Source organism: Methylotenera sp. E1MeOHC1, from assembly GCF_058745595.1.
Genome location: NZ_CP196025.1, coordinates 2,470,064 through 2,491,397 on the forward strand (window position 1 = coordinate 2,470,064; position 21,334 = coordinate 2,491,397).

The following is a 21,334-nucleotide window of genomic DNA, read 5'->3' on the forward strand; positions in this document are numbered from 1 at the left end:
CGCAAAAGACAAGACAGTACAAATAGTACGGCGCAGTCTTTGAGCATTGTTGTAACAAAGCAATGGATGGCTCACAGACGCTTGCTTATTGACAAGATTCGCATTCCGGGTTATCTATCGAACACATCTTTGGCGCTGGTTCTGGCGCACTTGATGCAACCGCATTCAACTCGCCACCACTACCAGTCGATTTCTCTGCCGCTGTTGCGCCTAATGAACGTAAGTAATACGTCGTTTTCAAGCCACGTTGCCAAGCCAATAAGTACGTATCGTTAAGCTTCTTGCCTGAAGGCACTGCGAAATACAGGTTAAGTGATTGCGCCTGGTCTATCCATTTTTGGCGACGTGCTGCCGCTTCAATCAACCAGCTTGGATCAACATCAAATGCTGTTGCATAAAGCTGTTTTAAGTCTGCTGGCACGCGCTCGATAGGCGCCAATGAACCATCAAAATACTTCAGGTCTGACACCATCACGGTATCCCATAAGCCACGTGCTTTCAGATCATTGACCAATTGCTCATTCACAATGGTGAACTCGCCAGATAAGTTAGATTTCACGTACAGGTTTTGGTACTCAGGCTCAATGCTGGCAGATACGCCGACGATATTAGAAATCGTCGCAGTTGGCGCAATCGCCACGCAATTAGAGTTACGCATACCTACTTTTTGGATGCGGCTACGCAAAGCGTCCCAATCCAATGTCTTGCTTCTATCCACTTCCACATTGCCGCCACGCTCACTAGCTAACAAATCTAATGTATCTAATGGCAAGATGCCTTGATCCCACAAGCTGCCTTTAAAGCTAGAGTAAGGGCCGCGCTCTTCTGCCAACACGGTTGATGCCCAGTACGCGTTGTAGCACACCATTTCCATGGCGCGGTCGGCAAACTCAACCGCTTCCATACTTGCATAAGGAATACGCATTGCGTGCAGGCAGTTTTGAAAGCCCATGATGCCCATACCCACTGGGCGGTGACGTGTGTTGGAGTTGCGCGCTTTACCCACTGGGTAGAAGTTGATATCCACCACGTTATCCAACATGCGCATGCCGACTTTAATCGTGGCTTGCAATTTGTCGTTATCTAGCACTAACTTTCCGTTAACTTCTGTTAAATGTTGCAATAAGTTCACAGAACCCAAGTTGCATACAGCGATTTCTGTATCAGAAGTATTCAGCGTGATTTCTGTACATAAGTTAGAACTATGCACCACACCCACGTGCTGCTGTGGCGAACGAATATTGCATGGGTCTTTGAACGTAATCCAAGGATGGCCTGTTTCAAATAGCATAGAAAGCATCTTGCGCCACATCTGCAAAGCAGGCACGCGCTTGAACAACTTGATTTCGCCATTATCCGCACGACGCTCGTATTCCACATAAGCCGCCTCAAACGCTTTACCGTATTTGTCATGCAAGTCCGGCACATCAGATGGTGAGAACAATGTCCACTCGCCAGCTTCAGTCACGCGGCGCATGAATAAATCTGGAATCCAATGCGCGGTATTCATGTCATGCGTACGACGGCGATCATCACCGGTGTTTTTACGCAGGTCTAAAAATTCTTCAATATCCAGATGCCAAGTTTCCAAGTAACCACATACTGCACCTTTACGTTTACCGCCTTGGTTTACCGCTACTGCCGTGTCGTTCACCACTTTTAAGAATGGAATCACGCCTTGGCTCTTACCGTTAGTGCCCTTGATGCGTGCACCTAATGAGCGAACTGGCGTCCAGTCGTTACCTAACCCGCCTGCGTATTTTTGCAGCAAAGCATTTTCTTTAATGCCTTGGTAGATACCGTCCAAGTCGTCGCTCACAGTGGTGAGGTAACAAGAAGAAAGCTGTGAATGCAATGTGCCAGCATTGAATAAAGTTGGCGTTGAGCTCATAAAGTCAAACGTACTCAATACATTGTAGAACTCGATTGCGCGCGCTTCGCGGTCAATCTCGTTAATCGCCAAACCCATCGCCACGCGCATAAAGAAGATTTGCGGTAGTTCGATACGACGCTCTTCAATATGCAAGAAGTAGCGGTCATATAAAGTTTGAATACCTAAGTAACTAAATTGGAAATCGCGCTCTTTAACCAAAGCTGCGGCCAGTTTACCCAAATCAAACTGTGCCAAACGTGGGTCTAACAAATCTGAGCCGATACCGATTTTGATATAGCGTGGGAAGTATTCCACATAGTACGTATCCATTTCAGCATGGCTTACGCGCTCGCCTAATACTTCAGCTCGCACTAAATCCAGCTGCAAACGCGCTGTTACATAATTGTAAGCTGGCTCAGTTTCAATCAAGCTACGCGCAGATAAAATCAGCGCTTTATATACTTCGCTAAATGGAATGCCATCATATAAATCACGCACTGCTTGCTCTACAACGAGGTTCACATCTACTTCGTTGCCCAGATTCAGACAGGCTTCTGCCACCATGTCGTTTAGCTGTTTAATGTTAAGCGGCACTAATTTACCGTCAATATTCACATTCAGCGCATGGCTAGGTTCACTAGTCGTCGCTTTTTCTGCGGCACGTTCAGCATTGCGTTTCTCACGGTAAAGCACGTAAGCACGTGCTACGTCGTGATTGCCGCTACGCATCAAGGCTAGTTCAACCTGGTCTTGAATGTCTTCAATATGGATAGAACCACCAGCTGGTAAGCGGCGAATTAATGCGTTATTAACGATTTGGCTCAATGTGTTAACTTGGTCACGTACACGCTGTGATGCGGCACTTTGGTTACCTTCAACCGCCAAGAAGGCTTTAGTGATCGCGATAGCAATTTTGTCTAAATTAAATGTTACCGCGGCACCATTACGGCGAATTACCTGCAACATAGGCAGTAGTGTAGATTGTACTGAGTCAGTACTTGAAGATGGTTTTATGTCATCCATTTAGATTTCCCTTTTTTAATAAAGGGCAGGTACGCTTTATAGGCGAGCATCTTCTACAATAGAAAAATACGCCAAACAAAGACCAGCATGGCGGATAGATTGAGTCTACCCATCTGCCGAGGACACCCCGCCTCAAACGTTATAAAAGTATTCACACAAGTGCAGCGTGAAAATGTCTACGGCAGGTCTCCTGGCTCTCAGGTCATCATCATTTTGCTAGCCTTCCCAAATTTTAATTAATCAAAATTCAGTGGCGAGAAATACAAAATAACTCTCTGATTACAGTTGCGGGGGCAGCCCCGGTATTGATGTTTGCGCTAGGTCAAACTTCGCACCGGATTCCCTATTATCTTAATTTTCGACTGAAAAATAAGAACCGTGTGCAAGCACTATAACGCAACATAGTGGGTGATTTCAATATTAAAAGCACAATATATAGATATTATTTATTTTAAATTTCCATACCTATGTTTTATAAGGATTTTTTTAATTGGCTTTTTTAGCTTGATTAGATTGCAAAAGCACAAGAGATTTTAAGTCTCTTGTGCTTTAGTCAGTTAATTGAAGGGGGATTAAGCTTTGCAGTGGGGTAGAGGCTCACGTCAGCTATGCGCTCTAGTCAATTTTGGTCAGCCTTAGGATTAGGTTGTGGTGATTCTATTATTTTTTTGCAATCGTGATGATGCCAGCAATAATTAATACTGCGCCTATCATCATGCGTAAGGTGATAACTTCTTTAAATAGCAGCCATGCCAATATCACGGTGACAACCACGCTGCCTTTATCAATCAGAGCGACCGTTGCTACATCCCCCATTTTCAGTGCTTTGTAATAAAAAATCCAAGAGCCGGCAGTGGTGAGGGCGGATAGTGCCAGCCAGATATAATGATGTTTTTGCAGGTTTTTAATTTCAGCCGGTGTGACGGCAAGCAGACCAAACAAAATAATAAATGCGCAAACAAACAGTGTTCTTAGCGTTAAACCAAGCTCAGCAGAAATGCCAGTTAAGCCCTGTTTTGCAATGACGGCAGTAAAGCCTGCAAACAGCATGGAGATAATAGCGTATAGAACCCAGCGTTCCATGGTGAATTAATTTAGTTTCCTCTCTGCATGATTGTCAGAGATAGCCGCTGATTTTAACGCGGTATTTTTAGAGAAAATGCCTTTTTTGGCTGCACATATGTGTGAATCTAACTCATACGAAGCCAGTATAGTACAAAATAAATCGTCATGGCTCAGCGCATGGTCTTGATACGATTTAATATCATCCAAGCGATAATCAAAGCTTTTCCCGGCCCATACAATGGCTGGAACATGCGTTTGCTCTTTAGGCGCCATCATATACGGTGCGGCATGTAGGTAAATGCCGTGTTCACCTAAAGACTCACCATGATCTGCGATGTAAAGCATTGCTGTTTCGTGCGTGCTGTCGTATTTTTTGAGAAAACTAATCACTTCGGATAAAAAATAATCCGTATATAAAATTGCATTGTCATAAGCATTATCAATTTCCTGTTTAGAGCAATCTCTCAACTCACCAGTTTGGCAGGCAGGTTTAAAGCGTTCAAATGCTTTGGGGTATCTGCGATAGTACTCAGGGCCGTGATTGCCCATTTGGTGCAATACAATCATCATGTCTTGAGATTTGTGCGCCTCAATATACTTATCAAGCCCGCTTAACATACCGATATCTCTACACTCACCTTCGCAAGTTGGATTGAGCGTTGGCGACTTAAAGTCCTCATATTTAACTCTGGTGGCAACTCCTTTAGAGTCTGAGTTATTGTCGCGCCACAGCACCTCAATACCATTTTTTTTCAGAACGTCTAATACATTTTCTTGCTCAAGCGCTTTTTCTTTATCGTACTTATCTCGCCCTAAAGATGAAAACATGCATGGCACAGAGACGCCGGTAGATGTCCCGCATGAGCTGACATTACTAAAGCTTACAAGGTTTTCTTTGGCGAGCAATGGGTTGGTTTCTCGCTTATATCCATTTAATGAGAAGCGGTCTGCACGGGCAGTTTCACCAACTACTAATATGATGAGCTCTTTTTTACTTGTGCTTGGGTCAATTAAAACCGCATCTTCTGCCGTTTTATGTAACACCGCATGACTTGCAATTTTTGATTGCTCTGTGACGTATTTAATCGCCGAGTACACTGAGTAAGTTGGGTTAGCGTAGAACCTGACAATTTTATGTTCTCGTATAAACGAGCTGTAGTCAGCGGTGAACGGTATTACTAATAAAACGATGCTTACCAAGCAAACAGCGATGGTTTTTAATCTAGATTTAAATTCCGCTTTGAAATTGATTGGTGCGGGGCAGTATTTAATAATTAACCATGCCGGTATAACACCGAAAACTAAAGTTCTCACGATTAAGCTCATGGTAATTAAGCTAGCAAACTCGTTTGTACTGGTTTGCATGATGTTATCAATCATGACGGTATCGATAATGACACCTAAGTGGTCCATATAATAAGCGGCTTGCGATGCAATAATGACAAACAATGCCAATATCCAGCGTGTAAATTTTCCATGGCAAATGGATAAAAAGAAAACGGCGGTCAGTGCGCTAAAGAATAAAGCCAATGAGGTTAAAAAAGGTGCATTGGCAACTGTAAGTGGGTATATGTGCGCAATGCCGTGAAACAGGGCGAAGTTGCCTGTTAGCATGATGAAAATGACCACTAACAATATGGCTTGTGTTTGATTCAGAAATTTTGACAATTCTGTTTTGTCGGTAACTTCTGGCTTCATTGACTGCATAGTATGGGGTGTGCCTTAGCTTAAATATTATTAAGGTAAGAGCAGTAAATGTGCCAGATGCCTACTGCATTGATTTATATAAGTAAAAAATTAAATATGAATGATGCATGGTGCAATAATTGCATGAATTGATTTAAGAATTAAATACGGCACTGCATAAATTGTAGATTGCTCCCTTGTGATGTTTAATTACATGCAGCATGTGTAAGCTATGGTGGGCAATAGCGTTTGATTGCATCAATGGGTTGGTAATTATTCATTGTGCGCTATGTTGAAAGTAAGCTGGCATTCAATTCTAGTGCTAAACTTTATGCGTTGTGCGATAAGTAAGGACGACCTTGCTTATTTAGATTAATCTCGGGACGACCCAATATTTTTTTGTGAGGTGTTAAGATGAGTTGGGCGATTCTTGTGGCGGCCGGGCTGTTAGAGGTAGTGTGGGCGATAGGCTTGAAGTATACCGAGGGTTTTACGCGACTTTGGCCAACGGTAGGCACCGTGCTGGCAATGGTACTGAGCGTTTGGCTGCTAGGAATGGCAATGAAATCATTACCCGTTGGAACGGCGTATGCGGTTTGGGTAGGAATCGGTGCCATTGGCACAGCAATTTTTGGCATATTGCTATTTGATGAATCTGCGAACTTAGGTAGGCTACTAAGTTTGTTATGCATATTTGTTGGTATAGTAGGGCTGAAGTTAAGCACAGCCATTTAGTGCTTTTGGCCTGTAGTTTGTTTGGCATTGCAGGCCGAAACAGACCCCACACCATCAAGGTGTACATTCAGCAAGCGCCATTCACATTACGCTTAGACTACTTAGCCATTTTTATCACTGCGTATCAATCCACTGCTAAGGAAATAATACGTGATCAGTTGGCCAAGTTCCTTCATAGCTGGCTTCGGGATGTCTTTTAATCAAGATGTCGCGAATCTCAATGAGTCTATGCAAGGGTACAGAAACAATCATCAGCACTTTTCCGGCATTAATTGGTTTTTTATATGGCTCTAGCCTATGGTTTGGGACTCCAGTCGCTAAAGTCCCCGCCCAAATCGCACTCGCCACCCCACCAATCAACATGGTGTAGGGGATAATGGCTGTAGAAACCGAGCCAAACCACCATGGAACCATGATGGCTAGAACTCCAGCCAATGCTCCTAGTACCGCGCCTAGCAACATGCCTACACTTGCGCAAAAAACGAGTTCTGATCTCTCTATTACATTTGCCTCAGGCAGGTCGCCCAAAGGTTTATCTGGTCTAGCCAAAAAGTGAATATGATTAGCGTCAATGCGCGCTAGCAATAATTCGTTCATCATCACTTGCGCACTTTTAATATCTGGTAACACGAAATAAAGTCTACGTCTCATCGCGTTCTCCTATGTATTTTGCAGTTAGGATTCAGCCTAGGTTGGTTAACTTAGATTAATTAGCTGAGATTCATTAATGCTTGCTTAACTAGCTTAGTTATCCACCACCTTTTAACAATCGCTTTTATTGATTGCTGTACTTTATAAACGGTTATTTTAATAAATAACCAATTTATAAATTAACATATTGGCAAAGTGACTACTCACACTTATCAATACCATTAGTAATGTGCCATTCAATCTGAGCACGTAGACTGTTTACTCGCGACAAATGCATAAGTTACGCCAATTAAAGTCGGACACCATTCACTAATCAAAGTTCTGATTAGTGTGATGGTGAAAGACGCCAATATCGTTCCCTGATCTCTATCAGGGAACGATATAAATACACCCTTTGCTCTACCTTGCTGCCGCACTGTACCGTGTTGCGTCCTCCCAGCCTTTAGTGGCGTTACCTGTGCTATAGGAGTGCGCACCTGCACCAGCTAAATGACCGCCATCTACAATAAGATACTCTTCTCGAATAGGCTTGCCTTCAAACCAGCACTCCAGAATTTCACGTGTACCAGCGGCATACCGCGCTTGTGCGCTGAGGCTAGTGCCTGATACGTGTGGTGTCATCCCGTGGTATGGCATAGTGCGCCATGGGTGGTCTTTAGGTGCAGGTTGTGGAAACCACACATCGCCTGCATAACCAGCTAATTGACCGCTTTTTAATGCTCGCGCTACTGCGTCTTTGTCGCATATTTTTCCACGAGCAGTATTCACAATGTAAGCACCTCGTTTCATCTTAGCAATCAACGCATCATCAAACATATGTTCTGTTTCAGGGTGCAATGGGCAATTAATCGTCACCACATCACACACTTTCACCATAGATTCCACATTGGGGTGGAACGTGAGGTGTAGTTCTTTTTCAATGTCTGGTGATAACCGATGCCGGTCGGTGTAATGCAGTTTTACGTCAAAAGGTTTAAGTCGCCTTAACACAGCCAAACCGATACGGCCGGCGGCCACAGTGCCGACATTCATCCCTTCTAAATCATAAGAGCGGGTCACGCAGTCGGCAATGTTCCAGCCGCCACTCACGACCCATTGATACGAAGGAATGTAATTGCGCACCAAACTTAGAATCATCATCACCACATGCTCAGAAACGCTGATGCTGTTGCTATAGCTAACCTCAGCAACGGTGACGCCATGTTTGATGGCAGCCTGTAGGTCTATGTGGTCCGAGCCTATACCTGCAGTGATTGCCAACTTTAATTTTGGTGCCTTGGTAAAGCGATCTTCAGTCAGGTAAGCCGGCCAAAATGGCTGGGAGATAATGATATCGGTGTCTGGTAGCTCTTTCTCCAGTCGTGAGTCGGGGCCATCCTTGTCAGAAGTCACCACTAACTGATGGCCGCGTGATTCTAGAAACTTTCGTAACCCGAGTTCACCCGATACGCTACCTAACAACTGGCCGGGCTTGAAGTCAATGGCTTCTGGCGTAGGCAAGGTCTGCCCGCCAGGGTAAGTCTTGATATCGGGTATTCCGTCACGCGGGTATGATTTTGGATACCCCGAGACAGGGTCGTCATACAGTACACAAAGAATTTTGCTCATTTTAGCCTCCTTTCGATAAACGACAGAAACTCCAGAGAGCCTTTCTTGGTGTTAAATGCTAGCCTTGAGCTTAGTATTTAATGCTTGTTGCAGGCTTCCCCGCATGTTCTATCTTTATCTGGCGTCGGAACATATTTTCAATAACTAGTAAACTGTTACGCAATTGAGCCTAGCAGAAGCCAAGTATTGAATTCTCATGTAACGAGCGCATCCAAACCTCCTCATACAGTTCGACATTGTAGTTCTTAATAAATTCTGGGAGGTTTAGGTTGCATGCGGGATGTATAAAAGACAAAAGGCTTACAGTCGTTAAACTGTAAGCCTTTGTTTATTTGGTGCGCCCGAAGAGATTCGAACTCCTGACCCCTTGGTTCGTAGCCAAGTACTCTATCCAGCTGAGCTACGGGCGCGAAAGCGTGCATTATACTCGAAGCTGGGATTTTTTCCAGCAAAATAATAAAATATTTCACACTTATAAAACTTGGCGGAGAGCGAGGGATTCGAACCCTCGATACAGATTTAAGCCCGTATGCTTCCTTAGCAGGGAAGTGCCTTCGACCACTCGGCCAGCTCTCCGTTTACTTCAATTACGCTTCTTACGAGGGCGTGATACTACGCTAAACGCTTTTAAAAATCAACGTTAACTTGCAATTATGCTGCTTCTAATTCAAATGCTTTATGTAGAACACGTACAGCAAGCTCTAAATATTTTTCATCTACCACTACTGCAATCTTAATTTCAGAGGTAGAGATCATTTGAATGTTAATGCCTTCTTCCGCTAGTGTGCGGAACATTTGGCTTGCAATGCCTACGTGTGAGCGCATGCCGACGCCAACGATAGAAACTTTAGCAATTTTATCGTCGCCATTAATTTCGCGTGCGCCGATATGGCCTTGTACTTTATCGCGCAAGATACTTAAAGCTTTGTTCATTTCATTTTTATGCACAGTGAATGTGAAGTCGGTTGTACCGTCTGCACCTGTGTTTTGGATAATCATATCCACGTCAACATTTGCTTCAGCCACTGGGCCAAGAATCTGGTAAGCAATACCAGGCTTGTCCGGCACGCCTAATACAGTGATTTTGGCTTCGTCGCGGTTAAAGGCAATGCCAGAAATAACGGGTTGTTCCATTGTATTTTCTTCCTCAAATGTGATTAGTGTGCCATCGCCTTCTTCTTCAAAGCTAGATAACACGCGTAATTTAACTTTATATTTGCCTGCAAACTCAACAGAGCGAATTTGTAATACTTTGCTGCCTTGAGAGGCTAGCTCTAGCATTTCTTCAAACGTAATTTTATCTAGGCGACGCGCTTCAGGGACTACGCGCGGGTCTGTGGTGTAAACGCCGTCTACATCTGTGTAGATTTGGCATTCATCAGCTTTCAATGCTGCAGCCAGCGCTACACCTGTGGTGTCAGAGCCGCCGCGGCCAAGCGTGGTGATATTGCCATCAGCATCTACGCCTTGGAAGCCAGCCACTACAACTACGTAGCCGTCATCTAGGTCTTGTTTGATGTTGTGTTCATCAATGCTCAAGATACGCGCTTTGGTGTGCGAGTCATCAGTCAGAATTTTAACTTGTGAGCCAGTGTAGCTTTTTGCTTTGATGCCAAGTTCCATCAATGCTAGTGCTGTCATGCCAATCGTAACTTGTTCGCCCGTAGCAACCATTACGTCCAGTTCGCGCGGGTCTGGATCCGGCATGATTTCTTTAGCTAATGCAATCAGTCGGTTGGTTTCACCTGACATGGCAGAAACAACGACGACAATTTGGTGGCCTAGTGCCTTGTAGCGGGCAACGCGCGCAGCAAGGCTTTTGATACGCTCAGGATTGGCAACAGAGGTGCCGCCGTATTTTTGTACAATAAGTGCCATAAAAGTTCTTTTAACCTTATTAACTGTTTTAACTGTGTTTAATTTTGCTAACAACGCATGCTGTTAGGTGAAGCTGATAGTGCATTTTCCAGTATTTGGCTAGCGATTTACTGCCAACCAGATACTGGTATTTTAATTTAGTTTGCTGGCTACCCAATCCGTTACGCTGGTTAACGCTTGTGGAAGCTTGCTTGCATCGCTACCACCAGCCATTGCCATGTCAGGCTTGCCACCGCCTTTACCACCTACTTGACCTGCAACAAAGTTGACTAGTTCGCCAGCCTTCACTTTGCTGATTAAATCAGCAGTAACGCCAGCAGCTAGGCTTACTTTGCCATCACTCACGCTAGCCAGCACAATCGCTGCAGATTTTAATTTGTCTTTTAGTTTGTCCATGGTCTCGCGCAGCGCATTAGCATCCGCACCATCCAATGTGGCGGCTAAGACTTTTACCCCGGCAACTTCAACAGCTTGTGTCGCTAAGTCATCACCTTGTGAAGAAGCCAGTTTTGATTTTAGGCGTGCTAATTCTTTTTCTAATGATTTAGCATGGTCGCTGAGTTGCGCCACTTTAGAGGCTAACTCGCTGACTGGTGCTTTTAAATCATTCGCTAATGTTGAAATTAATGCTTGTTGAGCGTTAATCAGTTTTAAAGCACTTTCGCCTGTGGTGGCTTCAACACGACGTACACCTGCGGCTACGCCGCTTTCAGACGTAATTTTGAATAAGCCAATATCACCAGTACGGTTGACATGGGTGCCGCCACATAGTTCGCGACTGGTGCCGATGTCTAGTACGCGCACTTCGTCACCGTATTTTTCGCCAAACAACATCATCGCGCCAGTTTTTTGAGCAGATTCAATATCCATCACACGGGCTTGGCAGCTTGCGTTAGCTAAAATCTCTGCGTTGACAATTTGTTCAACTTTAGCGATTTCATCATCGGTCATCGGTGCAGTGTGCACGAAGTCAAAACGGGTTTTATCTGTGTCGACTAAGGAGCCTTTTTGTTGCACGTGCTCACCAAGTACTTCACGTAGTGCTTTATGCATCAGGTGTGTAGCAGAGTGATTACGCATGGTGCTGGTTCGCGCTTGTGTATTTACGCGCGCACTTACTTGGTCGCCAATATTTAATGACCCTGTTTTTAACATGCCATGATGACCGAATACTGCTGCTTGAATCTTTTGCGTATCTTCTGCTTCAAAAATACCGTTTGCACCGCGTAGTTCACCGCAATCACCAATCTGGCCGCCAGATTCTGCATAGAATGGGGTATTGTCGAGTACCACTACACCGACTTCACCTTCTGCCAATTTTGTGACTGCTACGCCGTCTTTATATAGTGCGGTAATCGTAGCGCTGGTTTCTAACTTGTCATAACCATGAAAGTTGGTCGCGACACCATCATATTCCAGGTTGGTGGCCATTTTGAATTTACCTGCGGCACGCGCTTGCTCTTTTTGGCGCGCCATTGCCGCATTAAATGCATCGGTATCTACCGCTACATTGCGCTCGCGGCAAATGTCGGCAGTTAAGTCGAGTGGGAAACCGTAAGTATCGTGCAGTTTGAATGCGGTTTCACCATTGAATACGCCTTGTGTATTAGCAAGCTCTGACTCTAAAATCGCCATACCATTTTCAATGGTTTCAAAAAAGCGGTCTTCTTCTTGTTTTAAAATCTCTGTAATGCGTGCTTGGTTACTTGTAAGCTCAGGATAAGCGCCACCCATTTCAGCCACTAGATCCGGTACGATTTTGTGGAAGAACGCACTGCGTACACCGAGTTTGTAACCATGGCGAATTGCGCGGCGAATAATGCGGCGCAGTACATAACCACGGCCTTCATTACCTGCAATCACGCCATCAGCAATTAGGAAGCTACAGGCACGGATATGATCAGCTAGCACTTTGAGTGATGGGCTGCTTAAGTCTGCTGTTTTGGTTTCACGTGCTGCGGCTGCGATTAAGGTCTGGAATAAATCGATTTCGTAGTTAGCATGCACGTGTTGTAGCACGGCTGAAATGCGTTCTAAACCCATACCAGTATCTACAGACGGTTTTGGTAGCGGGTGCATGACGCCGGCTTCATCGCGGTTGAACTGCATAAATACGTTGTTCCAGATTTCGATGAAGCGGTCACCGTCTTCATCTGGGCTGCCTGGAGGGCCGCCAAAATGGTGTGCACCGTGGTCGTAGAAAATTTCGGTACATGGTCCGCAAGGGCCAGTGTCACCCATCATCCAGAAGTTATCAGACGCGTAACGTGCGCCTTTGTTATCGCCAATGCGAATGATACGCTCTGCTGGTACGCCGATAATGTTGTTCCAGATGGCATAAGCTTCATCATCTTCAGCGTATACCGTGACGGTTAGCTTGTCTTTAGGTAGTTTGAATACGTCGGTAAGCAGTTCCCATGCGTATTTGATGGCATCTTCTTTAAAGTAATCACCAAAGCTAAAGTTACCTAACATTTCAAAGAATGTATGGTGGCGTGCGGTGTAGCCTACGTTTTCTAAGTCATTATGTTTACCGCCAGCGCGTACACATTTTTGGCTTGAAGTAGCGCGTGTGTATGGGCGTTTGTCAAAGCCTAGAAACACGTCTTTGAATTGGTTCATCCCAGCATTTGTGAATAAGAGGGTAGGGTCGCCGTGCGGTACTAGTGAGCTAGAGCTGACAATCTCGTGGCCTTTTGATGCAAAGAAATCAAGAAATGCCTGACGAATTTCGTTGCTGCTTGGGGTGCTGCTAAGTTGTATGGTCATAAAGTTTAGTTTTAATCGCTTGTTTAATCGTTATCATTAACGGTTAGTATTTTTTTAATCAATTCAAAGCCAAAACCTCGGCTTTGTAAAAATCTTGCTTGCTTTGCCCATTCCTCACGATTTTGTGGGTAGGATTTGAATTTTTTACGCCACACTTCAGTGGCGTTATCTAATTCTGTTGCTTTTAATGTTGCTACTGCATGCGTAATTAATTGGTCTGCAATGCCTTTTTCACGCAATTCATGTGCTATTTTGGCTGACCCAAACTTGGCTTTTCTTGCGTGAATAATTTGTTCAGTAAATCGCTGGTCTGAAAGCCAACCTCTTGCTTTAAAGTCATCCAGTAATGCCTGAATGTCATCATTTTCATCCGCGTAAGTTTTTAGTTTTTTGCCAAGCTCGGTATAAGAATACTCGCGCTTGGCTAAATAATCTAAAGCCCGCTGCCGTAATGACTTAGCGACAAACTCTTTACTCATCCTCACCGCGTGGCGCTACCATTGCTTCATTTAGCGATTTAGCATTGGCGCGGATTTTTGCTTCCAAGTCTGCTGCAATTTCTGGATGCTCACGCAAGAACTCTTTTGCATTTTCTTTACCTTGGCCAATTTTTTCGCCATTGTAGCTATACCAAGCGCCGGCTTTTTCAATCAGTTTAATGTTCGCACCAAGTTCAATGATTTCACCAAAGCGAGAAATGCCTTCGCCGTACATGATGTCAAACTCAGCTTGTTTGAACGGAGGCGCCACTTTGTTTTTAATCACTTTGACGCGTGTTTCTGAACCTGTAACTTCATCACCTTTTTTAATCGCACCAGTACGACGAATATCTAAACGTACAGAAGCATAGAACTTAAGCGCGTTACCGCCAGTGGTTGTTTCTGGGTTGCCAAACATCACGCCGATTTTCATACGGATTTGGTTAATGAAAATGACCAGCGTATTAGTGCGCTTGATGTTACCTGTTAACTTACGTAGTGCTTGGCTCATCAGGCGTGCTTGCAAGCCCATGTGTGAATCACCCATTTCGCCTTCAATCTCTGCGCGTGGAGTCAATGCTGCAACCGAGTCAACTACCACAATATCTACAGAGCCTGAACGCACTAGCATGTCTGCAATTTCAAGCGCTTGTTCACCAGTGTCTGGTTGTGAAATTAATAGATCAGGCACATTCACGCCTAATTTCGCTGCGTATTGTGGGTCTAGCGCATGTTCTGCATCAATAAATGCCGCCACGCCGCCCAATTTTTGCATTTGTGCAATCACTGACAGGGTCAGTGTGGTTTTGCCTGAAGATTCAGGACCGTAAATTTCTACGATACGGCCGCGTGGTAAACCGCCGATGCCTAAAGCAATATCAAGACCGAGGGAGCCAGTTGAAACGGCTTGAATATCTTCGCCAATATCACTGTCGCCCATACGCATGATGGACCCTTTGCCAAATTGTTTTTCAATTTGTGAAAGTGCGGCAGAGAGTGCTTTGGCTTTATTGTCATCCATTGGGTTTTTACCTTTATTTTGAAGTGCTTAAATTAGCTTTCAATTATTCCATATTTTACAGTTTAGCGTAAGTATCATAGGCGTTTAACCATGTGTATTTATGGTAATCATGATGAAAATAATAATCTTGCGTTTGAAGTCAACGAGATGCTTTGTGATTCGTTAAGTGTGAGCGTAGTTGTGTAATGTTAAGGAGAGTGGCAATGAAAGTATTTCGTTCACTATTAGTGGTATTGGCAATAGGTGCCGCCACTTTGTCTAGTGCACAAGCGCGGGATTCTGTCAGTTTTTCACTTAATATTGGTGCCCCTGGCTATTATGCATATCCAGCAGAGGTGCTGTATGTTGCGCCGCCTGTGGCTTATTATCCAGGGTACAGCGTTTATTACGATGCGCCAGCTTACCAATATTATTACCCTGCAACTGTGTATCGTGGCGGTTATGGTGTATATGGCGGCTATTATTCTGGGCATCACCATCATCGAGGGTACGGTCACCGCGATGGTTATCGCAGATAATACTTTGTATGGAGTGTTAAGTTAGCCCGTTTTGCAGATTGAGTTGTTCAGCAAGCTTGGTTAACATAAATGCGGTGGCTTGCTGTCTGATTGCCGTACGGTCACCCGTAAATCTTTGGGTGCATGTGAACATTGGTAGGTGAGTGCCGACCAGTGCGAAGCATACTGTGCCTACTGGCTTCTCTACACTGCCGCCACTTGGGCCGGCGATGCCTGTGATGCTGCCGGCAATCTGCGCGTGGCTATTCTTTAAGGCGCCAATTGCCATTTCTGTTGCGGTTTGTTCGCTTACCGCACCATAGGTTTCTAACGTGGTGCTGGCGACATTTAGCATTTCTATTTTAGCGGCATTACTGTAAGTCACGAATCCACGGTCAAACCAATCTGAACTGCCAGCAATGCTGGTGATGGCTTGTGCTGCCATGCCGCCGGTGCAGGATTCTGCCAGCGTTAGTAAGTAACCCCGCTGTTTGAGTGCGAGGCCGAGAGTTGTGGCTAAAGTTGAGTGATTGTCCATGCTAAAGCCTTTAGACTAAGGATGGCGTAAATAGCAGCCAGCAGGTCATCTAGCATCACACCTAGACCACCTTTCACTTTGGCATCGCATTGGCGAATGGGGAATGGTTTCCAGATGTCAAATAACCTGAATAGTAAAAATGCGATTAACCACCATTGCCATTGGTTAGGGATGAAAGTAAGTACTAACATTATGGCGACAATTTCGTCCCACACGATGCCGCCATGATCGGATACGCCCAAGGCTTTACCTGTTTTGTCGCAGAAATAAATGCCTACTAAAAACAGTAGGCCAATAAGTGTTAATTGTGTTGTGAGTGTATAGCCGTCAATTAGCCAGTATAGAGGCAAACCCACCGCTGTGCCAAAGGTGCCGGGCGCCTTTTTGGCCAGTCCGCTACCAAAGCCCAGCGCAAAAAAATGTGCCGGATGTGCAAGCAATAATTTGCACGTAGGTTGTAGAGGGTTGTTAGCCAAAGTGATCAAACCCTTTTTTGGTGATGTCTAAAGTTTGCTGGTGGTGGCTGACTACCAATCCTAACTGTGGTGTAGCCTCGCCAATTAAACTGATTGGTAACTCTAATTGCTGACTTAATTGCTGAATGTGATCGCGTTGCGATTTAGGTGCGGTAAATAAAAGCTCATAGTCATCACCACCTGCCAAGATGCACTGCTGAATATTGCCATCATTTAAGCGTGTACGTAAATAATCGTCACAGTGGATATCTTCTAGTGCGAGCTTTGCGCCTAGGTTAGATGCTTTGAGTATATGGCTGAGGTCTGCTGTTAAACCATCGGAAATATCAATACAGCTATTGGCGACACCGCGCAGTGCTAAACCTAGCGCTACGCGTGGCGTAGGGGTGGTTAATGCGGTTAGGCAGTGTGATGTGGTTGGCTCCGTGAGGTTCACTTTACCTTGCAGGTGAGCCAACCCAAGTGCTGCGCTACCTATTACCCCCGATGCCCAAATATCATCCCCAGCTTTTGCTCCGTTACGTTGAATTGCTTTACCCCGCGGGACTTCCCCCATGATTTGCACGCTCAGCGTTAACGGGCCTCTTGTGGTGTCGCCACCGATGAGGTCCACGTTAAATGCTTGAGCGCATGCAAAAAAACCTTGGGAGAACTCTGTCAGCCATGGCTCGTTCACTTCTGGCAAGGCAATCGCAAGTGTTGCCCACTTGGGCTGTGCTCCCATCGCCGCCATGTCTGATACGTTCACGGCTAAGGATTTCCAGCCAATGCTATAGGGTGAAGCATCGTGAAAAAAGTGAGTGCCAGCTACCAGCATATCTGCCGAGATTGCGAGCTGTTGCCCTTGAGTCACACGAATCAATGCGGCATCATCCCCTACGCCTAAATCTGCGTGTTTGGCAGGGCGGGTAAAGTATTTGGCAATTAAATTAAACTCTGACATTTGCTAATCAATTAGGCTGTGGGTGCAGATTTTGGTCTGAACGCTTTAACAATCGCTTCATTGGTTTCTATTCTTGGCATGGGGCTATCTGGCGTTGCAAGTAGGTCTATACAATATGGTACCGCAGCAAAAATACCGTGTACTAGCGTATTGCCTGCCTCATCTTTCAGCCCTTCTAAGGTTTGTGCAATCGCTTTGGGTTGGCCTGGTAAGTTGATAATCAGACATTGCTTACGCGTTACGGCAACTTGTCTTGATAAAATGGCGGTGGGTACAAAGTTCAGGCTAATCTGGCGCATTTGCTCACCAAAGCCCGGCATTTCCCTATCGGCAACCGCTATGGTTGCTTCTGGTGTGACATCGCGTAACGATGGGCCAGTGCCACCGGTGGTCAGAATCAGATGGCAGCCTTGAAAGTCGACTAAATCAATCAGGGTGGATTCAATTTCGTCTTGCTCATCCGGAATCAATCGTGCCTCAAGGCTAAACGGTGAGGTAAGAGCTTGCGCCAGCCATGTGCGCAGGCTAGGAATCCCTTTATCTTCATATTCGCCGCTACTTGCACGGTCGCTAATTGAAACTAATCCGATTTTAATGAATTCTTTGGTCATTTTTGAGTCACTAGTACTTAAGCAAGACTAAATCATACCATTACCAAGCTCAAAGGATATTTTATGCCAGCGGTTAGCACCAATAATTCATATGCTAGTTTAGTAAAGTTCATGCTGTTTTCTTTGGCAAGTATAGGGTTTGTGCTGTTCACACATCAGCTTTATGCTGCGGAGCAGAACCCGTATGAGCAGAATTACAAAAAGCAGAATGCAGGTGATTTGCGTTCACTACAGCCTGTGCCAAATACCAAGATGTTTGTTGGAAATCATAAAAATGAAGACAACATTACCATGCTAGAAGATGGTTACGATTTGATGGGTACCTCTGGGTTTTCGGCGAGAGAGGCAGCATCAGGGCTTGCGTTGCAACATGCCAAATCGATTAAAGCCGATATCGTGATGGTGTATCAAAAATATGAGTCTGCTCAAACTGCAAGCTCGAAGCTACAGTTAATCAAAGAAGCTGCAAAAAAAGGAGGGGAAATTGACCCGAATGATTTAGAAGAAGGCCCCACACAATATCAGTATCATGCGAGTTACTGGGCTAAATTACCTATGCCATTGTTTGGCGTGCATGTGATTAAGCTGAAACAGGAGAGTGCAAACGAAGCCGCGCCTAAAGAGTTGCCTGGCTTGAAGGTGATTGCAGTGATAAAAGCATCCCCAGCTTACAACATGGGCTTGGTGCGAGGTGATGCTATATTGAAATTAGGTGATGTGACACTAAATAGTGCGGATGATTTATTCGCGGCAGTAAAACGTTACGCCGGGCAAAAGGTGGCGGTAGAACTGCAGCGCGGGGATGAAGTAATGACGCAGTTTGTGCAATTAAACGCACGTAAATAAAGCGGATAGTTAAGCAGGCAGAGTGCCTCAGTTAATCTGTTAAAGATTATTTAAAATTAACTTTATTGAACTGGTGTATTGAGTTCAGCGAGTAGCCATCACAAGTAAAACTTGTTTTACCTGCTAAGATTGGTAGTCAATCCCGCTGAGTGGAGGCTATCAGTTTTAATAAAGTTACTTTTGAATAAAGAAGATGTAGTCTTCTGCAGTTTTTAGTTCTTGCAACAATGTAAATGGATTATTTGCAACCAATGTGCGTATGTTTCTAACGCTACTTTCTTTGCTGGTAATCACTTTCAAGACGTTACCTAGCGGTAAGGCATCTAATGCCTCTTTTGTGCGGATGGTTGGAATCGGGCTATCTTCATGGCGTACATCAAGTACAGTATCGAAATTCATCGTCATGATTTTTACTACCTTGTTTTAGGGCATACCGAAGCAAATGCGCTGGCAACGGTATGCGATTGATTTTAATGCTGCAAGATTGCCAGCCAGGACGCTGGCTGGTGCTGGACGTTAGTACAGAGCCTTAGTTCAGAAGTATCACTCTGCTTCCGACTCGTCTGATACGTCAGACTCATCTGAGTCGGATGTGGTTCCGCTGCTGGTTATCTCGCGCAGTAGTTTAAAAATTTCTCTACTGCTTTTAGGTGGCTTATTGGTTAGATGCTCTTTTTGCGCATTGCGAATAAGGGCGCGCAGTTGCTGACTATCTGTGCTTGGATGCAACGCCATAAATTCAGATAATGCATTAGGCTCGCTGATTAGTCGATCGCGCCAGCGTTCAAGTCCGTGGAAGTAGGCGTTCTCGGCGGTATTTTTGCCTTCCCAGCGTGATAGCTGCTCAATAATCGGTGCAGTATCAACGTCGCGCATTAAGCGGCCTAAATATTGCCGATGGCGCCTAATAGCACCGTTGGCAGTAATTTTTTTGGTATCGAGTACGGCTGTGAGCAACTCATCCGGCAGGTTAAGTTTGTTAAGCTTGTCTTTAGAAAGTGCAGATAGTTTAACGCCCAGCGCCTGCTGTGCATCTGCCTCAGCTTTTAATTTGGTTTTACTCGTAGGTAAGTCTGCATCTAAAATTGCATCGTTACTTAATTCTGTATCTTTAGTTGTCTTTTTAGGTTTCATGCTGAGGTATTATATCAGTTATGCAGTTGAGTGATAAAAGTACATTTTTTTATAGTAGAAAGCGTTATGTCAGATTCCGGGTTTAGTTATACATTAGACGAAATTAAGCAGATGTCAGAAGACGTGCTTAAAGTAGCCAAAAATCTTGGTGCGAGCCAAGCTGAGGCTGAACTGAGCTTGAGTATTGGGCAAAATGTTTCCGTGCGCATGAAGGAAGTCGAGCATATTGAATATAACCGCGATAAAGGTATGTCGGTCACGGTTTATTTCGGTAAGCAAAAAGGTCACGCCAGTACCTCAGACTTATCGCCTCAAGCATTGAAAGATACCGTTGCCGCTGCTTGTAATATTGCAAAATATACCGCCAAGGATGATTTTTGCGGATTGGCAGATGCAGATTTAATGGCTAACGACATTCCAGATTTAGACCTGCATCACCCTTGGCAGCTCTCAGTAGATGAAGCGGCGTTACTGGCTCAACAATGTGAAGAGGCCGCCTTGGCGGTGGATGCGCGCATTACTAACTCAGAAGGCGCTAGTGTTTCAACAGGCACAGGTTTTTTTGCGTATAGCAATAGTCATGGCTTTACGGGCGGATATCCAAGCTCACGTCATGGCATCAGTTGCTCCGTGATTGCTGAGTCAGATGACAGCATGCAGCGCGATTATTGGTATGCTACGGCACGCGCCGCAGAAGACTTGCAATCACCTGTGGAGATTGGCAGGTTGGCTGGTGAGCGTACAGTTAAACGTCTAAATTCGAGAAAAATTAAAACCTGCCAAGTGCCGGTGCTGTTTGAGGCATCGTTAGCCAGCGGGTTAATTTCTACTTTAATCAGCGCGATTTCTGGCGGAAACTTATATCGTAAATCATCCTTCTTGCTTGATAGCTTGGGGCAACAAATCGCTTCACCGCTACTGAATATCTATGAAGATCCTTTTATTAAAAAAGGATTGGCCAGTAGCCCGTTTGACAATGAAGGCGTAGCCACCAGTGCGCGTCAGTTAGTGAAAGACGGCGTGTTGCAAGGCTATGTGCTTTCCAGCTACTCAGCCAGAAAGCTAGGGCTTAAAACTACCGGTAATGCAGGCGGTAACCATAATTTAATCGTGCAGTCTGGTGCGCTGGATTTTGCTGGTTTATTAAAGGAAATGGGAACCGGGCTGGTAGTGACTGAGTTACTTGGGCACGGTATGAATATGGTAACCGGTGATTACTCACGTGGTGCTGCAGGTTACTGGGTGGAGAATGGTGTGATTGTGCATCCTGTAGAAGAAATCACCATTGCTAGCAATATGGCAGAAATGCTAAAAATGATTGTAGCCGTTGGCAATGATGTTTTGGTGCAAGGTTCAAAACAAGTGGGTTCTATCTTAATCGAACGAATGACTGTGGCGTGTGAATAATCTGCTTTAGCAGATATATTCCACGGACAAGACCTTTACGGTTTTAGGCGTGTGAATAATCTGCTTTCGCGCTTCCACTTAGGGCTTTAGCCCT

19 protein-coding genes, 2 tRNA genes and 1 riboswitch are annotated in these 21,334 nt (G+C 44.9%); of the genes, 4 read left to right on the top strand and 17 right to left on the bottom strand.

Going from position 1 to position 21,334, the window contains the following annotated elements; translation table 11 throughout:
- Nucleotides 1-85: 85 nt before the first annotated feature.
- The 3 genes from ACSSU7_RS11645 to ACSSU7_RS11655 form a co-directional block, all read right to left on the bottom strand.
- On the bottom strand, nt 86-2,896 hold the full coding sequence (locus ACSSU7_RS11645) for a ribonucleoside-diphosphate reductase subunit alpha (protein WP_492516631.1): 2,811 nt from the start codon (nt 2,894-2,896) through the stop codon (nt 86-88).
- Nucleotides 2,897-3,059: 163 nt separating this feature from the next.
- A riboswitch (cobalamin riboswitch) is annotated at nt 3,060-3,292 on the bottom strand.
- A gap of 264 nt (nt 3,293-3,556) precedes the next feature.
- A complete protein-coding gene (locus tag ACSSU7_RS11650; RefSeq protein WP_492516632.1) occupies nt 3,557-3,979 on the bottom strand; it encodes an EamA family transporter in 423 nt (140 codons plus the stop codon).
- Between the two features lie 6 nt (nt 3,980-3,985).
- Nucleotides 3,986-5,668 carry a phosphoethanolamine transferase gene (locus ACSSU7_RS11655; protein ID WP_492516633.1) on the bottom strand — a complete coding sequence of 561 codons (1,683 nt, stop codon included), beginning with the start codon at nt 5,666-5,668 and terminating at the stop codon, nt 3,986-3,988.
- Between the two features lie 393 nt (nt 5,669-6,061).
- On the opposite strand from ACSSU7_RS11655, the gene sugE reads away from it, so the two are divergent.
- Nucleotides 6,062-6,382, top strand: a complete 321-nt coding sequence (gene sugE, locus ACSSU7_RS11660) for a quaternary ammonium compound efflux SMR transporter SugE (RefSeq protein WP_492516634.1) — start codon at nt 6,062-6,064, stop codon at nt 6,380-6,382.
- 135 nt (nt 6,383-6,517) lie between these two features.
- Here sugE and ACSSU7_RS11665 read toward each other — a convergent pair whose 3' ends face one another.
- From ACSSU7_RS11665 to recA, 8 genes are all read right to left on the bottom strand, one after another.
- Complete coding sequence (locus ACSSU7_RS11665) at nt 6,518-7,033, bottom strand: hypothetical protein (RefSeq protein ID WP_492516635.1); 516 nt, start codon at nt 7,031-7,033, stop codon at nt 6,518-6,520.
- A 399-nt stretch (nt 7,034-7,432) separates the two neighbouring features.
- Nucleotides 7,433-8,641, bottom strand: coding sequence for an NAD-dependent formate dehydrogenase (locus ACSSU7_RS11670; protein ID WP_492516636.1), 1,209 nt, complete (start codon nt 8,639-8,641; stop codon nt 7,433-7,435).
- A 333-nt stretch (nt 8,642-8,974) separates the two neighbouring features.
- Nucleotides 8,975-9,051: transfer RNA gene (locus tag ACSSU7_RS11675), tRNA-Arg, on the bottom strand.
- Between the two features lie 72 nt (nt 9,052-9,123).
- Nucleotides 9,124-9,217: transfer RNA gene (locus ACSSU7_RS11680), tRNA-Ser, on the bottom strand.
- A gap of 75 nt (nt 9,218-9,292) precedes the next feature.
- Nucleotides 9,293-10,519 carry an aspartate kinase gene (locus ACSSU7_RS11685; protein WP_492516637.1) on the bottom strand — a complete coding sequence of 409 codons (1,227 nt, stop codon included), beginning with the start codon at nt 10,517-10,519 and terminating at the stop codon, nt 9,293-9,295.
- A gap of 132 nt (nt 10,520-10,651) precedes the next feature.
- Complete coding sequence (alaS, locus tag ACSSU7_RS11690; protein ID WP_492516638.1) at nt 10,652-13,288, bottom strand: alanine--tRNA ligase; 2,637 nt, start codon at nt 13,286-13,288, stop codon at nt 10,652-10,654.
- Between the two features lie 23 nt (nt 13,289-13,311).
- Complete coding sequence (gene recX, locus ACSSU7_RS11695) at nt 13,312-13,767, bottom strand: recombination regulator RecX (RefSeq protein ID WP_492516639.1); 456 nt, start codon at nt 13,765-13,767, stop codon at nt 13,312-13,314.
- The gene (recA, locus tag ACSSU7_RS11700; protein ID WP_492516640.1) at nt 13,760-14,788 is read right to left on the bottom strand and encodes a recombinase RecA; all 1,029 of its coding nucleotides are present in this window, start codon (nt 14,786-14,788) and stop codon (nt 13,760-13,762) included. Before recA ends, recX begins: the two co-directional genes overlap by 8 nt.
- A gap of 203 nt (nt 14,789-14,991) precedes the next feature.
- Here recA and ACSSU7_RS11705 point away from each other — a divergent pair, with 203 nt between their 5' ends.
- A complete protein-coding gene (locus tag ACSSU7_RS11705) occupies nt 14,992-15,306 on the top strand; it encodes a hypothetical protein (RefSeq protein ID WP_492516641.1) in 315 nt (104 codons plus the stop codon).
- A gap of 16 nt (nt 15,307-15,322) precedes the next feature.
- On the opposite strand, the gene ACSSU7_RS11710 is transcribed toward ACSSU7_RS11705, so the two are convergent.
- Genes ACSSU7_RS11710 through mog form a run of 4 tightly spaced genes read right to left on the bottom strand, consistent with a single transcriptional unit; the run spans nt 15,323 to nt 17,853 of the window.
- On the bottom strand, nt 15,323-15,823 hold the full coding sequence (locus ACSSU7_RS11710; RefSeq protein WP_492516642.1) for a CinA family protein: 501 nt from the start codon (nt 15,821-15,823) through the stop codon (nt 15,323-15,325).
- Nucleotides 15,802-16,299, bottom strand: coding sequence for a phosphatidylglycerophosphatase A family protein (locus ACSSU7_RS11715; RefSeq protein ID WP_492516643.1), 498 nt, complete (start codon nt 16,297-16,299; stop codon nt 15,802-15,804). The genes ACSSU7_RS11710 and ACSSU7_RS11715 overlap by 22 nt, the downstream gene beginning before the upstream one ends.
- Entirely contained in the window at nt 16,292-17,242 is a 951-nt protein-coding gene (thiL, locus tag ACSSU7_RS11720) for a thiamine-phosphate kinase (RefSeq protein WP_492516644.1), read from the bottom strand. The genes ACSSU7_RS11715 and thiL overlap by 8 nt, the downstream gene beginning before the upstream one ends.
- 11 nt (nt 17,243-17,253) lie before the next feature.
- The gene (mog, locus tag ACSSU7_RS11725) at nt 17,254-17,853 is read right to left on the bottom strand and encodes a molybdopterin adenylyltransferase (protein ID WP_492516645.1); all 600 of its coding nucleotides are present in this window, start codon (nt 17,851-17,853) and stop codon (nt 17,254-17,256) included.
- Nucleotides 17,854-17,964: 111 nt separating this feature from the next.
- Between mog and ACSSU7_RS11730 the strand changes: the two genes are divergently transcribed.
- A complete protein-coding gene (locus ACSSU7_RS11730) occupies nt 17,965-18,699 on the top strand; it encodes a PDZ domain-containing protein (protein WP_492516646.1) in 735 nt (244 codons plus the stop codon).
- 174 nt (nt 18,700-18,873) lie between these two features.
- On the opposite strand, the gene ACSSU7_RS11735 is transcribed toward ACSSU7_RS11730, so the two are convergent.
- Both ACSSU7_RS11735 and yjgA read right to left on the bottom strand, forming a co-directional pair.
- A complete protein-coding gene (locus tag ACSSU7_RS11735) occupies nt 18,874-19,104 on the bottom strand; it encodes a sulfurtransferase TusA family protein (protein WP_492516647.1) in 231 nt (76 codons plus the stop codon).
- 138 nt (nt 19,105-19,242) lie between these two features.
- Nucleotides 19,243-19,833 (bottom strand): ribosome biogenesis factor YjgA, encoded by a 591-nt coding sequence (yjgA, locus tag ACSSU7_RS11740; protein ID WP_492516648.1) that lies wholly within the window; start codon nt 19,831-19,833, stop codon nt 19,243-19,245.
- 66 nt (nt 19,834-19,899) lie between these two features.
- Here yjgA and pmbA point away from each other — a divergent pair, with 66 nt between their 5' ends.
- On the top strand, nt 19,900-21,240 hold the full coding sequence (pmbA, locus tag ACSSU7_RS11745) for a metalloprotease PmbA (protein ID WP_492516649.1): 1,341 nt from the start codon (nt 19,900-19,902) through the stop codon (nt 21,238-21,240).
- Nucleotides 21,241-21,334: the final 94 nt, after the last annotated feature.

Bases quoted from the DNA above. Each gene is read 5' to 3' on its own strand.
- ACSSU7_RS11645 (WP_492516631.1), bottom strand. From the start codon at position 2,896: ATGGATGACATAAAACCATCTTCAAGTACTGACTCAGTACAATCTACA.
- ACSSU7_RS11650 (WP_492516632.1), bottom strand. From the start codon at position 3,979: ATGGAACGCTGGGTTCTATACGCTATTATCTCCATGCTGTTTGCAGGC.
- ACSSU7_RS11655 (WP_492516633.1), bottom strand. From the start codon at position 5,668: ATGCAGTCAATGAAGCCAGAAGTTACCGACAAAACAGAATTGTCAAAA.
- sugE (WP_492516634.1), top strand. From the start codon at position 6,062: ATGAGTTGGGCGATTCTTGTGGCGGCCGGGCTGTTAGAGGTAGTGTGG.
- ACSSU7_RS11665 (WP_492516635.1), bottom strand. From the start codon at position 7,033: ATGAGACGTAGACTTTATTTCGTGTTACCAGATATTAAAAGTGCGCAA.
- ACSSU7_RS11670 (WP_492516636.1), bottom strand. From the start codon at position 8,641: ATGAGCAAAATTCTTTGTGTACTGTATGACGACCCTGTCTCGGGGTAT.
- ACSSU7_RS11685 (WP_492516637.1), bottom strand. From the start codon at position 10,519: ATGGCACTTATTGTACAAAAATACGGCGGCACCTCTGTTGCCAATCCT.
- alaS (WP_492516638.1), bottom strand. From the start codon at position 13,288: ATGACCATACAACTTAGCAGCACCCCAAGCAGCAACGAAATTCGTCAG.
- recX (WP_492516639.1), bottom strand. From the start codon at position 13,767: ATGAGTAAAGAGTTTGTCGCTAAGTCATTACGGCAGCGGGCTTTAGAT.
- recA (WP_492516640.1), bottom strand. From the start codon at position 14,788: ATGGATGACAATAAAGCCAAAGCACTCTCTGCCGCACTTTCACAAATT.
- ACSSU7_RS11705 (WP_492516641.1), top strand. From the start codon at position 14,992: ATGAAAGTATTTCGTTCACTATTAGTGGTATTGGCAATAGGTGCCGCC.
- ACSSU7_RS11710 (WP_492516642.1), bottom strand. From the start codon at position 15,823: ATGGACAATCACTCAACTTTAGCCACAACTCTCGGCCTCGCACTCAAA.
- thiL (WP_492516644.1), bottom strand. From the start codon at position 17,242: ATGTCAGAGTTTAATTTAATTGCCAAATACTTTACCCGCCCTGCCAAA.
- mog (WP_492516645.1), bottom strand. From the start codon at position 17,853: ATGACCAAAGAATTCATTAAAATCGGATTAGTTTCAATTAGCGACCGT.
- ACSSU7_RS11730 (WP_492516646.1), top strand. From the start codon at position 17,965: ATGCTGTTTTCTTTGGCAAGTATAGGGTTTGTGCTGTTCACACATCAG.
- ACSSU7_RS11735 (WP_492516647.1), bottom strand. From the start codon at position 19,104: ATGACGATGAATTTCGATACTGTACTTGATGTACGCCATGAAGATAGC.
- yjgA (WP_492516648.1), bottom strand. From the start codon at position 19,833: ATGAAACCTAAAAAGACAACTAAAGATACAGAATTAAGTAACGATGCA.
- pmbA (WP_492516649.1), top strand. From the start codon at position 19,900: ATGTCAGATTCCGGGTTTAGTTATACATTAGACGAAATTAAGCAGATG.